At 38.8% G+C, this 14,844-nt stretch carries 15 protein-coding genes and 1 riboswitch; of the genes, 10 read left to right on the top strand and 5 right to left on the bottom strand.

Annotation, left to right across the window (positions count from 1 at the left end; translation table 11 throughout):
• Window positions 1–240: 240 nt before the first annotated feature.
• From GLW08_RS12470 to ptsP, 5 genes are read left to right on the top strand one after another with little or no spacing between them, the layout of a single operon-like run.
• Window positions 241–993: a DeoR/GlpR family DNA-binding transcription regulator gene (locus GLW08_RS12470; protein ID WP_160848966.1), complete on the top strand. Its 753-nt coding sequence runs from the start codon at window positions 241–243 to the stop codon at window positions 991–993.
• Entirely contained in the window at window positions 990–1,904 is a 915-nt protein-coding gene (gene pfkB / locus GLW08_RS12465; protein WP_160848965.1) for a 1-phosphofructokinase, read from the top strand. Before GLW08_RS12470 ends, pfkB begins: the two co-directional genes overlap by 4 nt.
• A 16-nt stretch (window positions 1,905–1,920) precedes the next feature.
• The gene (locus GLW08_RS12460; protein WP_160848964.1) at window positions 1,921–3,837 is read left to right on the top strand and encodes a fructose-specific PTS transporter subunit EIIC; all 1,917 of its coding nucleotides are present in this window, start codon (window positions 1,921–1,923) and stop codon (window positions 3,835–3,837) included.
• A gap of 54 nt (window positions 3,838–3,891) precedes the next feature.
• Window positions 3,892–4,158 (top strand): phosphocarrier protein HPr, encoded by a 267-nt coding sequence (locus tag GLW08_RS12455; RefSeq protein ID WP_036821227.1) that lies wholly within the window; start codon window positions 3,892–3,894, stop codon window positions 4,156–4,158.
• A 3-nt stretch (window positions 4,159–4,161) separates the two neighbouring features.
• On the top strand, window positions 4,162–5,880 hold the full coding sequence (ptsP, locus tag GLW08_RS12450) for a phosphoenolpyruvate--protein phosphotransferase (protein ID WP_160848963.1): 1,719 nt from the start codon (window positions 4,162–4,164) through the stop codon (window positions 5,878–5,880).
• Between the two features lie 502 nt (window positions 5,881–6,382).
• On the opposite strand, the gene coaA is transcribed toward ptsP, so the two are convergent.
• Window positions 6,383–7,324 carry a type I pantothenate kinase gene (gene coaA / locus GLW08_RS12445; protein WP_237458421.1) on the bottom strand — a complete coding sequence of 314 codons (942 nt, stop codon included), beginning with the start codon at window positions 7,322–7,324 and terminating at the stop codon, window positions 6,383–6,385.
• 299 nt (window positions 7,325–7,623) lie between these two features.
• Window positions 7,624–8,535, bottom strand: coding sequence for a TIGR01777 family oxidoreductase (locus GLW08_RS12440; RefSeq protein WP_160848961.1), 912 nt, complete (start codon window positions 8,533–8,535; stop codon window positions 7,624–7,626).
• Window positions 8,536–8,600: 65 nt separating this feature from the next.
• On the opposite strand from GLW08_RS12440, the gene GLW08_RS12435 reads away from it, so the two are divergent.
• Entirely contained in the window at window positions 8,601–9,560 is a 960-nt protein-coding gene (locus tag GLW08_RS12435; RefSeq protein WP_160848960.1) for a YndJ family protein, read from the top strand.
• Between the two features lie 130 nt (window positions 9,561–9,690).
• Here the strand turns inward: GLW08_RS12435 and queE are convergent, their stop codons facing one another.
• The 3 genes from queE to queC are packed head-to-tail and all read right to left on the bottom strand — an operon-like array spanning window position 9,691 to window position 11,562.
• Complete coding sequence (gene queE / locus GLW08_RS12430; RefSeq protein WP_160848959.1) at window positions 9,691–10,419, bottom strand: 7-carboxy-7-deazaguanine synthase QueE; 729 nt, start codon at window positions 10,417–10,419, stop codon at window positions 9,691–9,693.
• Window positions 10,412–10,888, bottom strand: coding sequence for a 6-carboxytetrahydropterin synthase QueD (gene queD, locus GLW08_RS12425; protein ID WP_160849023.1), 477 nt, complete (start codon window positions 10,886–10,888; stop codon window positions 10,412–10,414). Before queD ends, queE begins: the two co-directional genes overlap by 8 nt.
• Window positions 10,889–10,893: 5 nt before the next feature.
• On the bottom strand, window positions 10,894–11,562 hold the full coding sequence (gene queC / locus GLW08_RS12420; protein WP_160848958.1) for a 7-cyano-7-deazaguanine synthase QueC: 669 nt from the start codon (window positions 11,560–11,562) through the stop codon (window positions 10,894–10,896).
• 344 nt (window positions 11,563–11,906) lie between these two features.
• Window positions 11,907–11,952: riboswitch (PreQ1 riboswitch) on the bottom strand.
• A gap of 259 nt (window positions 11,953–12,211) precedes the next feature.
• On the opposite strand from queC, the gene GLW08_RS12415 reads away from it, so the two are divergent.
• The 4 genes from GLW08_RS12415 (at window position 12,212) to GLW08_RS12400 (ending at window position 14,727) form a co-directional block, all read left to right on the top strand.
• Entirely contained in the window at window positions 12,212–12,514 is a 303-nt protein-coding gene (locus GLW08_RS12415; RefSeq protein WP_237458420.1) for a DUF2187 family protein, read from the top strand.
• Between the two features lie 496 nt (window positions 12,515–13,010).
• Complete coding sequence (locus tag GLW08_RS12410; protein WP_160848957.1) at window positions 13,011–13,331, top strand: PadR family transcriptional regulator; 321 nt, start codon at window positions 13,011–13,013, stop codon at window positions 13,329–13,331.
• Window positions 13,328–13,879 carry an HAAS signaling domain-containing protein gene (locus GLW08_RS12405; RefSeq protein ID WP_160848956.1) on the top strand — a complete coding sequence of 184 codons (552 nt, stop codon included), beginning with the start codon at window positions 13,328–13,330 and terminating at the stop codon, window positions 13,877–13,879. The genes GLW08_RS12410 and GLW08_RS12405 overlap by 4 nt, the downstream gene beginning before the upstream one ends.
• The gene (locus GLW08_RS12400; protein WP_160848955.1) at window positions 13,876–14,727 is read left to right on the top strand and encodes a DUF4097 family beta strand repeat-containing protein; all 852 of its coding nucleotides are present in this window, start codon (window positions 13,876–13,878) and stop codon (window positions 14,725–14,727) included. The genes GLW08_RS12405 and GLW08_RS12400 overlap by 4 nt, the downstream gene beginning before the upstream one ends.
• Window positions 14,728–14,844: the final 117 nt, after the last annotated feature.

Raw genomic sequence — 14,844 nt, 5'->3', positions numbered from 1 at the left:
GAAGTTCCCTTCTTCAAATGTTCTCTACTATTACCATTTTATTATATAAATAAAATGGTATTTACCTTGCATTTTCCATTGCTGAATTTTTTAAATAGTATTTTATTTTAGTTTTGAGTATTTATGATTGATTGGATGCGTTTTGTTTGATACTTTCTGGATGGTTTTGATTGTTTTTGATTGATTTGTGAAAGGGCTTCCTTTATGATGAGGTTAAGGTACTTATAGGAGGAATGAATCATGCTGACTCCTCAGCGACAACAACTAATACTAGACTTACTCCATGATCAACAAACAGTTAAATTACATGAATTCGTGCAAGCAACAAATGCTTCTGAATCAACTATTCGTCGGGATTTGCAGCAACTTGAAGAAAAGAACTTGCTTAAACGAGTCCATGGCGGAGCTTCCATACTCCATCAAAAACGGGAAGAATTAAGTATCCCTGAGAAATCAACCAAAAACCTTCAACAAAAAAAGCAAATCGCTATGCTTGCTGCTTCCTTCATTCGTGATGGTGATTGTGTGTTTTTAGACGCAGGTACAACGACTTATGAGATGATCCCTTACATGCGAGATAAAAATCTCACCATTGTGACAAACGGTCTCAGCCTCATCGATGCGCTAATTGATCATAATATTGAGGCGTATGTTACTGGAGGGTTAGTAAAACATAAAACAAGGGCATTGATTGGTAGTGGTGCCACTTCAGGGCTTACCAATTATAGATTTGATAAATGTTTTCTAGGTGTAAATGGTATCCATTCTTTTTACGGCTATACCACACCTGACCCTGAAGAGGCTGTAGTAAAAAGCACTGCCCTGGCATATTCCCAAGAAGCCTTTATTTTAGGAGATTCTTCAAAATTAAATGAAGTAACCTTTTCCAAAGTAGCTGACTTAGATATGGCTCAACTCATTACGAATGAAGAGAACGAGGATAGAATTAGTCTTTTTAAAGAGAAAACTACAGTAAAGGTTGTGTCACCATGATTTATACGGTTACGTTAAATCCTTCTATTGACTACATTATGCATGTGGATGCATTCAAAGAGGGAGGCTTAAACAGAGCTACAAAGACGTATTATTACCCAGGTGGTAAAGGGATTAACGTCTCAAGAATCTTAAGCAAACTTGATATTTCAACTACTGCACTTGGATTTATTGGAGGGTTCACCGGCCAATTTATACAAGAAGCTCTAGAAGAAGCACACGTGAATCATAACTTTATAAATACAGGGCAAAAGACGCGCATTAACGTCAAATTAAAATCTTCTGATGAATCCGAAATAAATGGTCCAGGTCCCGAGATTACTAATGACCAGCAACATGAGTTACTTCAACAAGTTGACCAATTAAGTAAAGGCGATTTTCTAGTCGTTGCTGGAAGCATTCCGAAAACGATGCCTCCTTCCTTTTACAAGGAAATGGCTAAGCGGTGTGAGGAAAACGAAGCACACTTTGTAGCTGATACATCTGGTGAAGCACTTGAGGACCTCATTGGTACAAAAACATTTTTATTAAAACCAAATCACCATGAACTAGGAGAACTCTTTCAAACTTCAATTGAAACAAAAGAAGATGCCATCTATCATGCCAAAAAATTAATGAATAAAAGCGCTGATAACGTTATCGTAAGCATGGGTGGAGATGGAGCTATCCTGGTTAATCATGAATACACTCTATTTGCAAATGTCCCTAAAGGGGAAGTAAAAAACTCCGTTGGTGCTGGGGATTCTGTAGTATCTGGTTTTCTTGCAGGTTACGTTAAAACGCAAAATGTGAAAGAAGCTTTTGCTTACGGTGTTGCAGCTGGAAGTGCTACTGCTTTTAGTGACGATTTGGCTGAAGCCGAATACATTCATGAACTTAGAGAGCAAGTGAATGTAGAAGTACTATCATAACGAGGAGGGGAATAAAGTGAAAATCACTGACTTATTAAAGCAAGACACGATGATTTTAGAATTAGAAGCAGAGAAAAAACCTGAAATTATTGATGAACTTGCCGACAAATTAGACGAAGCTGGTCGTTTACATGACAAAGAAGAATTTAAAAAAGCTATCTTAGCCAGAGAAGAACAAGGAACAACTGGTATTGGTGAAGGCGTTGCTATACCACACGCAAAAACAGCAGCGGTTAAAGAGCCTGCTATTGCGTTTGCACGAAAAAAAGATGGTGCCGATTATGAATCATTAGACGGACAACCAACCTATCTTTTCTTCATGATTGCTGCATCGGAAGGCGCGGACCAAGCTCACCTTGAAACATTATCTAGCTTATCCACATTACTTATGGACGAAAACTTCCGCGAAAAATTACTTCAAGCAAGCTCTCGTGAGGAAATTGCAAAGTTAATTGATGAGAAGGAATCGGACAATAAAGAAGATCAAGAAGAAGAGGAAGCTCAACAAGCTTCTCAAGAAGAATCTAATGAAGGCAACTTCGTTGTTGCTGTTACTGCTTGTGCTACCGGAATTGCTCATACGTACATGGCAGCCGATAAATTAAAAGAAACTGCTAAAGAAATGGGCGTCAACATTAAGGTAGAAACAAACGGTTCCAGTGGTGTGAAGAATAAATTAACCCAAGATGATATCGACCGTGCGAAAGGTGTAATTGTAGCATCTGATATCTCTGTTGAAACAAATCGCTTCAGAGGAAAACACGTGATTCAAACACCAGTAGCCAAAGGTATCCATGAACCGAAGAAGCTAATTGAACAAGCTGTTAATCAAGATGCTCCTGTTTTTGAAGGAGAAGATGACAGCGAAGGTGAAGGTAGTTCTATGGGAGGCGGAGAAAAGACAGGATTCTACAAACACCTAATGAACGGTGTTTCCAACATGCTACCATTCGTTGTTGGTGGTGGAATTCTAATCGCTCTATCCTTCTTATGGGGAATTGAATCTGAAAATCAACTTGCTCAATGGTTAAGTACAATTGGCGGAGGTAAAGCCTTCTTCCTAATGGTTCCAGTACTTGCCGGCTTTATCGCGCAAAGTATTGCAGGTCGTCCAGGACTCGCTCCAGGAATGGTCGGTGGTTTGATTGCAACGACGACAGCCACGGAAAATGCTAGTGGTGGTTCAGGATTTCTTGGTGGTTTGATTGCAGGTTTCTTAGCTGGTTATGTTGTACTTCTTATTCAACAAGCTCTGAAGAACTTACCTGACTCAATCGATGGTTTAAAGCCAGTATTATTCTATCCTGTATTCGGACTACTGATTACCGGTTTAATTATGATTACAATTAATCCAGTTCTTGTTTCTGTTTATACCTTTATCCAAGATTGGCTTGAAGGTTTAGGTTCCGCAGGTATTATTGTTGGATTAATCATAGGTGGTATGATGGCTGTTGACATGGGTGGACCAGTGAACAAAGCCGCATACACATTTGGTCTTGCCACACTTGATGCAGGTAACTATGCCCCTATCGCGGCTGCCATGGCAGGTGGTATGGTGCCGCCATTAGGTATGGCACTTGCTACTTCTATTTTCAAAAATAAATTTACTAATCAAGAAAAAGAAACAGGAAAAACAGCTTACGCTATGGGTGCCTCCTTTATTACAGAAGGTGCTATCCCATTCGCAGCAGCAGACCCTGGTCGTGTTATTCCAGCATCGGTTATAGGTTCTGCGATAACTGGTGGTCTAGTTTACCTATTCGGCCTTGAGTTATTAGCTCCACACGGCGGTATTTTCGTAATTGGAACGGTCCAAAGTGAAATGATAGCTAAACCTCTTGCTATTCTATTCTACGCTCTTGCTGTTATCGTTGGCGCAATTATTACAGCAATTATTGCAGGTTCCTTGAAAAAACCTATCGAAAACAGGTAAAGTATATAGTTGTACAAACTAAATTTTATTTTAACTTTTGAGGAGGTACTCTGTATGGTAGAACAAACAATGAAAATCACATCTGAAGACGGCGTACACGCGCGTCCCGCTACAGTACTAGTACAAACTGCTGGTGCATATAAAGCTGAAGTATCACTAGAATACAACGAAAAGTCCGTTAACCTAAAATCCATCATGGGTATTATGTCGCTTGGTATTCCTTCCGGTGCAGATGTTAAACTAAAAGCTGAAGGCTCAGACGAAGAAGAAGCACTACAAGCCATCGTCGACACAGTGAAAAAAGAAAATCTGGGGGAATAATTGATGAGTAGCATTAAAGGTATTGCGGCTTCCAACGGTATTGCTATTGCTAAGGCATACCGTATGGAAGTGCCAGATCTTTCTTATGACAAGAAAGATGTAGATAATCCGGACAAAGAAGTAGAACGTTTCCACGAAGCCCTTGATACTTCTAAGCAAGAGCTTGAAAAAATTAAAAATCACGCATTGGAATCACTTGGGGAAGAAAAGGCTGAGATTTTCTCTGCCCACCTTCTTGTGTTAAGTGATCCAGAGCTTATTCAACCTATTACAGATAAAATTAAAAACGAAAACGTAAATGCAGAATCAGCTCTAGACGAAACAGCAAACATGTTCATCGACATGTTCAAAAACATGGACAACGAATACATGCGTGAACGCGCTGCTGACATTCAGGACGTTACAAAACGTGTGATGGCTCACCTTCTTGGTGTAACCTTCCCTGATCCAGCTTTAATTGATGAAGAAGTTGTCATTGTTGCAGAAGACCTAACTCCTTCTGATACAGCACAACTGAACAAAGAGTTTGTTAAAGGATTTACAACAGACATTGGTGGCCGTACATCCCACTCCGCTATCATGGCACGTTCCCTTGAAATCCCTGCAGTCGTAGGTACAAAAGAAGTAACAGGCACCATCAATAAAGATGACATGGTAATTGTAGACGGAATTGATGGCGAAGTGATTGTACACCCTACTGATGAACAAATTGAAACATTTAAGCAAAAACAAGCTCGCTTCGAAGAAAAGAAAGAAGAATGGGCGAAGCTTAAAGACGAAGCTACTGTAACATCTGATAACCAACACGTAGAACTTGTGTCCAACATTGGTACTCCTGATGATGTTGCCGGTGTCTTAAACAATGGTGGCGAAGGTGTTGGCCTGTACCGTACAGAGTTCTTATACATGGGTAAAAGTCAACTTCCAACCGAAGAAGAACAATTCGAAGCATATAAATCTGTTCTTAGCCAAATGAAAGACAAGCCTGTAGTTGTTCGCACACTGGATATTGGTGGGGACAAAGAGCTAGACTACTTAGACCTACCAGACGAAATGAACCCATTCCTAGGCTTCCGTGCGATTCGTCTATGTCTAGAACGCGATGATATCTTCCGTACACAGCTACGCGCGCTACTACGCGCGAGCGTTTATGGTAACCTAAAAATCATGTTCCCGATGATTGCTACACTAGAAGAATTCCGTCAGGCAAAATCCATCCTTGAAGAAGAGAAGCAAAATCTTCAAAACGAAGGTACGGACGTATCTGACAAAATTGAAGTGGGTATCATGGTTGAAATCCCTGCAACAGCAGTAATGGCAAAACAATTTGCTAAAGAGGTAGATTTCTTCAGTATCGGAACAAACGATCTTATCCAATATACAATGGCTGCGGACCGTATGAACGAGCGCGTGTCTTACCTTTACCAGCCATACAATCCTGCAATTTTAAACCTAATCAATAATGTAATTGAAGCCTCCCACGCAGAAGGCAAATGGACTGGCATGTGTGGCGAAATGGCTGGAGACGAGATTGCAATCCCAATTCTATTAGGATTAGGACTAGATGAATTCAGCATGAGTTCTACATCTATCCTACCAGCAAGAACACAAATTCTAAGCCTATCTAAAGAAGAAATGGCTTCCTACAAAGATGAAATCCTATCCATGGGAACATCTGAAGAGGTTGTTGAATTTGTAAAATCGAAAGCAGCATTGCAATAGATTAATCTAAAAAAGGTGAAGCTCTTAGACGAGAGCTTCACCTTTTTTCTTGTTCATAGTACCAAGCAAAGTATTCATTTTGATTAACCTTCCAACTATTTGCTGCCACTAATAACCCAGCTATACCTCATAGGAGTACTTTTTCAAGCAACGTGCCCCCATGTGAATTCAGCCTCCAAAATCCAAGTTATTGTTACAAATGAGATTGTCCAAATCAGTGTATAATCAAGAATATATCGACCTTTCCCCCTCTTCCGAGTTTTCTCCCACTTTCTCATTTCCTGATCTTTTATCACTTGTGGTGATTTGCGAATATCTTTTAAGATTAATGGTATAAATACAAATAGAAGAGTGGCCAATATATGCTTCACGAGGAGCAAGTAAAGTATCCGTAATGCCAAACCATATAAACACGAGAGCCACCATAAACACAGCAATTGCAAATATAATGGTTGATTACGGTCGTTCCATGCCGTCCTCAATGTCTCCCCACTTTCTTTACTTAAATCTTTCGTAAATGTATCTCATCAATTAAATGATCGCCATCTTTATGCAAAATCAAGTCAGCGCGAGACTTTGTAGGCAAGATATTCTCATAAAGGTTTTTCAAGTTGATTCGTCCCCAGATATCTTTAGCCGTATCAGATGCTTCATCGTTGGTAAGGTCTGCGTACTTATGAAAATAAGAACGTTCATCCTGAAAGGCTGTATCACGTAACTTCATAAATCGATTCACATACCATTTTTCTAACGCATCCTCATTTGCATCAATATAGATGCTAAAATCAAAGAAATCAGAAACGAAGGTTTGTGGTGTTTTCTTCTTACGTTTAGGTGTTTGCAGTACATTAACTCCTTCTACAATAACGATATCTGGATCGTGAAACACTTGCTCCTCATCCTGCAACACATCATACGTTAAGTGGGAATACAATGGTGCCCTTACTTCTGATTTACCAGATTTTAAATCACCTAGTACCTTCATTAGTTTCTTGATGTCATAGCTCTCTGGAAACCCTTTTCGATTCATAATACCTCTTTGTTCCAAAACCTCATTAGGATAAAGGAAGCCATCCGTCGTTAAAATATCAACATTTGGGTGACTATTCCATTGGGACAAAAGTGCCTTAATAATTCTTGATATGGTACTTTTCCCTACAGCCACACTTCCAGCAATGCCGATAATAAACGGAACTTTCTTCGTTCGCTGGCCAATAAAAGTGTCCGTGACGGTATGTAATTGCTGATAAGCTGTGGTATATAAATTTAACAATCGGCTTAAGGGTAAGTAAATATCTGATGCCTCATCTAATGTAATGTAATCCTGTACTCCCATCAAGGAGTGAAGCTGATGTTCTGTTAACGTCATCGGAACGTTGTTTCGTAACTCTGACCATTCTTCCTTATTAAATGTTATATATGGTGAAAACGTATTATTTTTCATAATGTACCTCTTTTTTCGGGATTGTTTGTTATTGTCTATAAACCAATGCATCTTATTCTTTATTTTTCCTAGATTGACTACATAAGCTACAGTTGAAGCTCACTGTAAAAAGAACTGATTTCATGCATTATAATCCAATGTACCAACAATATCCAAACTATTCAACACATCGTCACCAATAACTAAAGAACCAAACCCTTATGTAGATTAATCCCTGTACGAGAAACTAAAAAATTCCTAACACAAATTATTATGTGTTAGGATTCTTTCTTTTCTGGATATGTAATCAATTTGCATCTTCAAGAGCGAGACAAAATCTCGGTTAATGCATTTTCTAGTTGTGGATATAAAAACGTAAACCCATTTTTTCTTGCTTTATCAGGCAAGACATATTGTCCTTCGATAATAAATTCACTCATCTCTCCGAACATAAGACGAAGTATCCATTCATTTGCAGGGAGCCAATGTGGACGCTGAAGTTTTTGTGAAACTTTCCTTCCTAGTTCATCCATTTTCACTGGATTCGGTGCTGTGATATTAACAGGACCGGCGATAGAAGGAGTATCAATTATATGGTGGAACATTCTCACAAGATCGTATAAATGAATCCAAGATAACCACTGTTCCCCTGAAGCTACGCGGCCTCCTACAAAATATTGATAAGGTGTCAGCATTTTTTGGAGAGCCCCTCCGTGGTGGTCCAATACAATCCCAATTCTAGCGGTCACTTTTCGAATAGAAGGCTCATTTAACATTAAAAAAGTATTCTCCCATATTTCACATACTTCACTAGGGAAACTATTCAGTAAAGGCAAGCTTTCATCTGTAAAAGTGCTCTGTTTCGAATACCCATAATAACCAATAGCCGACCCTTGTATAAAAATATCAGGCTTGTGTTTCATGCCTTGTACAATTTTAATCATACGCCTCGTAGCTTCAATACGACTGGTAAGAATACGTTCTTTCTTTTCTGGGGTCCATCTTCCTTCGTGAATTGGATCACCAGCGAGATTGATGCATGCATTCAATTGCACATTTCGAAAATAAGCAATCTCTCCAGCACTTTCCTTCATCCATTGTACGTATTGAACACCTGCTTCTTTTCTTGTCTCTCCTCTTGTTAACACAAATACGGTATGACCGTGCTGAACAAAATAACGTACGAGGGCCTCCCCAATAAATCCCGTTCCACCACTAATTAATATGTTCACAAATGTCACCTCTGTTCTTTCTCTCCAAATCATTTTCCTTTAAGATGGAAAATGAGGTGAAAACCATGTCAGAAAAACGGCTTACGATATTTGGAATTTGTAGTTTTATTAGTTTTGTCATCCTAAAAGTAAGTTTTGATATCATTGATAGTTTGCAATATGTACAGATGTTGCTCGTCTTTGCATATGGGGTATTGATTCCTTTAGGGTTACAATTTGCCCACACGCGAAGGACTAAGCTTTACCTTTCAGTATTGAACCTTCACCCTATTGCGCTATTGTTAGCAATAGGAAGCTTTTTCGTTACACCCGGTATCCTATCTACTATCCTATCACTTCCATGGTTCCTTTTTACAGCACTTATTTCCTTATATGGGCTATGGTCTTTCTTCTATCATAAAATATGGACCCGTCTTCACGAAACGGTTATCCATGCTGGAATGATTTATATTGTAATTGGTGGTGGATGGCTCGTATTACATCGCACAGGTTCCTCAATCTTACATTTTGATGGTATTATCATCCTACTTACATCTATCCACTTTCATTATGCAGCTTTCGTTACACTTATTGCATTTGGTGTTATAGGAAGAGAGATGCACTTTTCGAATAAAGGTATAAAAAGTCTCTTTCAACTGTTATCTATTTTTTTATTAGTTGGACCTATATTTGTTGCAGTAGGCATTACCTTTGGAGCTGATTATCCATGGATTGAATTCGTAGCAGTTACAGAATTCGTCGTGCCTATAGCGATTCTTTCACTTTTGACTTTACTCTTTTTTGTACCCACATTACCAAAAGCACTCTCTAAGATTCTTATTACGATAGCTTGTTTATCCTTATTTGTGTCTATGACTTTTGCCTTTTTATACGGATATGAAGGAATCGGCAGTCTCCAATTCCTGCTGAACATTCCCTTAATGGTATTCGTTCACGGCATGGTCAACGCATTTGGCTTTTCCTTATGTATGTTCTCTGGCCTTTACATTTATTTGTATCAGGATTCTCCCCATTCAACTGTTTAATAGTCATTCAGAATAAGAGGAGGTGTTCGGGGGGGCCTCAGCCTGGCTGAGCGCGCTTTCCGAGAGCTATTATGCACAACACTAAAAAGAGCATTAAATGATCCACAGTCATTTAATGCTCTTATCTGTATTAAACACCTCGTCTATTCCCCCATAGTAATGCATGTACCTGAGGTAGGACGCGAACATGGTTTAGGTCACTAGAATGCATGACTCTATCAATCAACCACTCATACTGGTCTAGTAGATGAAGGGCAAGGTTTTGATCATCAGATTCATCTAATGCTTCATTTCCGACTTGGACATAGAATGCTAAATTTGGGTAACGTTTGTGGACTTGCTTGGCATATTCTAAATCCTCATCGTTAAAAATAACTACCTTTAAACTTGTATGCGTTGTCCGTCCAGCTTCTTCTAACTTAGCGATAATCCTATCCAGTACGTCCCAGTTTGTACTCATCTTAGAGCTAGGTGGTTTTGGAGAGATGGTTAAATCATCAATTGTAAGGAACCAAGCCTGCCATTTACTTCCTTGCGTTTCTAGAGCTACTTCACAGCCTTTTTCATGCAAGCTATCAATCAACTCATTCAAATTTTTTAGTAATGCAGGATTACCTCCAGAAATCGTAACGTGGTCAAAATAATCTCCCCCACGTTGATCTAAGGCATTGATAATCTCAGGAGCAGTGAGTTTTTGAATTTCATCCTTAGCACTTCCATCCCAGGTAAAGGCAGAATCACACCAGGAACAACTATAATCACAGCCTGCTGTACGAACGAACATCGTTTTACGTCCTACGACCATCCCTTCTCCTTGGATGGTTGGGCCAAAGATTTCAAGAACAGGAAACTTATTCACTTTCCATCCACTCCCGTCTCACTTCTGCAAAACTTGTTGGCGTTTCGTACAGTTTCACAAATTCAACTCTAGTTCCCTGGAAGTCTTCATGAGTAAGAGCGTCTGCCATTTTCTCATAAATCCAGACCACCATATTCTCAGCTGTTGTATTCATAGGTGGCAGGGTTTCATTTACATATTTATGATCCAGATGTATCTCGATTTGTTCTTTCCAAATTTGTTTAATATCTCCAAAATCCATCACAATCCCAATCTCATTTACAAACCCACTGATGCCAAATACTACCGTATAGGTGTGGCCATGTAGGTTCTTACACTTACCATCGTACAAATGAAGGTGGTGTGCTGCATCAAAGGTAAACTCTTTGCTCACCATTACTCGCTTATTGTGGTATTTTAGCTGAGACCGTTCAATATCCTTATCGATCTTTTGCAAATCTTCTACAATGCGGAAACCATATTGATCCATTGCCATTATGAATTCGCTCCTTCTCGTTGTGCTAAATACGTGTTCAGCCCATTTTTTCTTAACATACAAGATGGGCACTCTCCACATCCATCACCACGAATGCCATGATAACAAGTTAGTGTTTTTTCCCTTACATAGGAAAATGCCCCTAAGTCATCCGCAAGTTCCCAGGTTTGTGCTTTATCTAGCCACATTAGAGGGGTGTGAATCACAAATTCAGAATCCATTGATAAATTTAATGTTACATTCAACGATTTGACGAACATATCACGACAATCTGGATAACCACTAAAATCCGTCTCGCAGACGCCTGTGATAATATGTTTAGCATCGATTTGATAACCTAAAATAGTTGCAAATGATAAGAATAAAAGATTACGCCCCGGGACAAACGTAGATGGCAATCCACCATCTTCCCCGTCATTTACTTCAATATCATCTCTTGTTAGAGCATTCGGGGCTAATTGACTTAATAAAGACATATCTAAATTTGTATGCTTAATGTTTAAGTCCTCAACTATTTCTTTCGCCACTTCTATTTCTTCTGAATGGCGTTGGTTGTAATGAAACGTTACCGCTTCCACCTCATCAAAGTGTTTCATGGCCCAGAACAGACACGTTGTACTATCCTGACCTCCACTAAACACAACAATGGCTTTATTGTTTTTCTGCATAAAAAAATTCCCCTTTCATAATTGAAAAAGAGAATTCTATCCACCCAAAACTATTTATAGTAATAAAGAAAGGCGCAAGCACCCGTTTAGCGACGTACTAACTGCTGCCCACAGGGACGTGGGTTGGTTCGATGTTGCTACGTGATGTAGCGGTTTTAATCGAACTTCAACTAATCCCGTATGAGATAAAGGAAACACGGAGAGTGATACCGATCTGATGTTAACTTATCGTAAGGAGGAGTCAGAAGTTTGCTAGTCGCTGGGCGCTAGAGCTTGACATATAAGTGATACTTATACTTTCTTTACTGAATAAAAAAACTATACCTAAGGAACGGTACAGTGTCATATCCTTAGTTTTTTATAGAGGGTGTGAGCTAGAACCTCTCCTACGCTTTGCGTAGACTTTTATTTGATTATGTACTGTATCATACCATAAATTGAGTTCATACTCATTATCTTTTTTCTTCCTGTATATTTTAAAAATTTTCTTAATTCGAGTCGTTTATTTCAATTAAAATTGATTTCGTGTTAACCTATTGTATTAGGATGAATGATGCATAGAGAAAAGGGTATTGTAGTAAGGAACCCTAGATAGGAATCTTTGATGCTCATATCGTAATAATTGCAAAATAGGAAGGGGAATCTTCACATGTCCGAAGAAAACGAAAACATGAATAAAGATAATATCATTGATGCAGCTTTTGTAAAAAAAGAGGAAAATGAAGGCGAAGAACCAAAGGTTAGCGAAGAAAATAAAGCTACCGTTGGTGACGTCGTTTCTTTCCTAAAGGATGGTAAAGAAGTTGATGGCATTGTAACATCAGCTAAACTTGAAAATTCCGTTGTAGTGGATATGACTATCATGGAAAACTTCAAAGACCTAGGCATTGAACACGAAAAAACAGTTGTAGGTCATGGCAATTACACAATTAAAGAACGTGGAAATCAATAAATAGAACAAAAGCGCAAGCGCCCGGTTAGCGACGTACAAACTGTCCTAATTATGAGGAAGTTCGATTAAGAACGCTGCCTCACGCAGCAACATCGAACCAACCCACGTCGTGTGGGCCGAAAGGAAACACGGAGAGCGATAGCGATCCGATGTTGACTTATCGTAAGGAGGTGCAGGAAGTTTGCTAGTCGCTGGGCGCTGGAGCTGGACGTGGCCACTTCACTTTTTTAGTTATACACAAGCATTGAATTTTATAATTTCCTAGACAACAAGAAAAAGACTTGGGCACCCTTAGTCCAAGTCTTTTTCTTATTTTTAATAAAAACAGTAGCACAAACGTCGTTAACGATTGATTTTTTTATAACCAGAATACTTCCTCACTATCTTGTAATGTTTAATACCGAATGATAATATAATAATGAAGTAGCTGCACATACATATTTTTTTACTCCACTATTAAACATTAATCAGTACTGATGGACATCGAGGTGTAGAAATGAATCCACAATTTAAGAAAGGCATCTTAGAACTTTGTGTTTTAGTCATTGTGAAGCAAAAGGATCAATATGGTTACGAGCTTGCCCAAAACTTAACTGAAAAAATAGCCATAGCAGAAGGAAGCCTCTACCCTTTATTACGTAGACTTACAAAGGAAGACTATTTACAAACATATATGGCTAAATCCACAGAAGGTCCTCCTAGAAAATACTATCGCTTAACCGATGAAGGCGAACGATACATGGAGTCGTTGATTCATGACTGGAATATCTTCCAGGAAAGCGTGAACCACTTAATTAAGGAGGTGTATGAATCTTGACACATACCGAATATCTTAAGCATTTAGAAAAACATTTACATCAATTATCCGACCAAGAAAAGCAAGAGGTGCTAGCGGATTACCAAGAGCATTTTGAAATGGGGATGCTCGAGGGAAGAGAAGCAAGTGACATTGCCAAAGACCTAGGTCATCCAAGAGATATTGCCAAGGAAGTCTACGTGCAATCCCGTATTGAGAACGCAGAAACGAATAAATCTATTACGAATCTTAGCCACGCTATCTTATCAACTATGAGTCTTGGACTCTTTAATTTGATTATCGTTTTAGGACCTGCGATTGCTTTATTGGGTATCTACATTAGTTTGTGGACAGCTGTGGTTAGTCTTTACGTAGGAGCAATTGGGGTATTTTTTGTATCCTCCTCATCAGGTGTACAACTATTACAACTCTTTTCAAGCATGATTCTAACTGGTCTTGGTATTATGCTGACCATCGGTTTAGCCAAATTAGGCAGCTTGCTCTATTACTTATTCATTAAATATGTGAAATGGAACGTTAACATTGTGAAAGGAGGAAATTACGCATGAAAAAACTCTTCTTAGGTGGTTTGATTATTTTTATGATAGGCATTGGAGGTTTGATGTTAACGACAGTGCAAGGAAATGGACTTAGCTTTTCCTCCATGTTTGGCGAACGACTACCATTTGAAGATGAAAAAGTATTCGAAAAAGATAACATTAAACATATCAACGTTGATGTTGCCTCATCAGATGTAAACATACTCCCATCTGATACTGATGAAATTACGGTACGCTATTATGGGAAAGCAGATAAAAACTCCTTAGAAAATCGCTCCTTACAAACAGACCTCTCCCAAGACACCTTAGATATTCACATTCATAACAAACGAACATTTTCAATTGGTTTCACTTATGTGAATCAACAAATTGATGTTATGATCCCTAGCCAAACCATTAAATCCTTAAATGTGAATGGTGCCAGTAGCGACATTACATTAAAATCCTTCCAAAGTGAACAGATTGAGTTCGACCTAGCCTCTGGCGATGTTCAATTAAATAATGTGGAAAGCAATCTAATCACCGTTAACACAAGCTCAGGTTCTGTTGATGGTGAAGATATTACCGGGGAAATGAGAGTGAAAACGAGCTCTGGCGACACCAATTTACATCTTAAAGCTATCAAACACCCTTTAGATATATCCTCTTCTAGTGGGGATGTGGAGATTGATATAGCATCTGAACCAACGAACATGAAGCTGAATTATAGCAGTTCTTCTGGTGAAGCAGATATTAACTTCCCACTTAAATACGATTCATTAGATCGATCCAACATTCAAGCAACAATCGGTTCTGGTAACCCAGATGTGACCATCCGAACAAGTTCTGGCGATCTCACATTCAACCTGACAAATTAACTATACCTATTATTAAGAGCCTATTACCTAGGTTCTTTCTCTTTCTCCCCCCTTTTTAGTTGAATATAGGATACTGGTCTATACACTTTTCTCCTACATCCATATAGTAATAATAAG

The sequence above is a fragment of the Pontibacillus yanchengensis genome, assembly GCF_009856295.1.
GTDB classification, from domain to species: Bacteria; Bacillota; Bacilli; order Bacillales; family BH030062; genus Pontibacillus; species Pontibacillus yanchengensis_A.
The sequence above is the reverse complement of the archived record's forward strand: the minus strand, read 5'-3'. Positions and strand labels throughout refer to the sequence as shown.

What these genes read in the sequence shown, in the direction of transcription:
- GLW08_RS12470 (WP_160848966.1), top strand. Translation starts at nt 241, where the DNA reads ATGCTGACTCCTCAGCGACAACAACTAATACTAGACTTACTCCATGAT.
- pfkB (WP_160848965.1), top strand. Translation starts at nt 990, where the DNA reads ATGATTTATACGGTTACGTTAAATCCTTCTATTGACTACATTATGCAT.
- GLW08_RS12455 (WP_036821227.1), top strand. Translation starts at nt 3,892, where the DNA reads ATGGTAGAACAAACAATGAAAATCACATCTGAAGACGGCGTACACGCG.
- ptsP (WP_160848963.1), top strand. Translation starts at nt 4,162, where the DNA reads ATGAGTAGCATTAAAGGTATTGCGGCTTCCAACGGTATTGCTATTGCT.
- coaA (WP_237458421.1), bottom strand. Translation starts at nt 7,324, where the DNA reads ATGAAAAATAATACGTTTTCACCATATATAACATTTAATAAGGAAGAA.
- GLW08_RS12435 (WP_160848960.1), top strand. Translation starts at nt 8,601, where the DNA reads ATGTCAGAAAAACGGCTTACGATATTTGGAATTTGTAGTTTTATTAGT.
- queD (WP_160849023.1), bottom strand. Translation starts at nt 10,888, where the DNA reads ATGGATCAATATGGTTTCCGCATTGTAGAAGATTTGCAAAAGATCGAT.
- queC (WP_160848958.1), bottom strand. Translation starts at nt 11,562, where the DNA reads ATGCAGAAAAACAATAAAGCCATTGTTGTGTTTAGTGGAGGTCAGGAT.
- GLW08_RS12415 (WP_237458420.1), top strand. Translation starts at nt 12,212, where the DNA reads ATGTCCGAAGAAAACGAAAACATGAATAAAGATAATATCATTGATGCA.
- GLW08_RS12410 (WP_160848957.1), top strand. Translation starts at nt 13,011, where the DNA reads ATGAATCCACAATTTAAGAAAGGCATCTTAGAACTTTGTGTTTTAGTC.
- GLW08_RS12400 (WP_160848955.1), top strand. Translation starts at nt 13,876, where the DNA reads ATGAAAAAACTCTTCTTAGGTGGTTTGATTATTTTTATGATAGGCATT.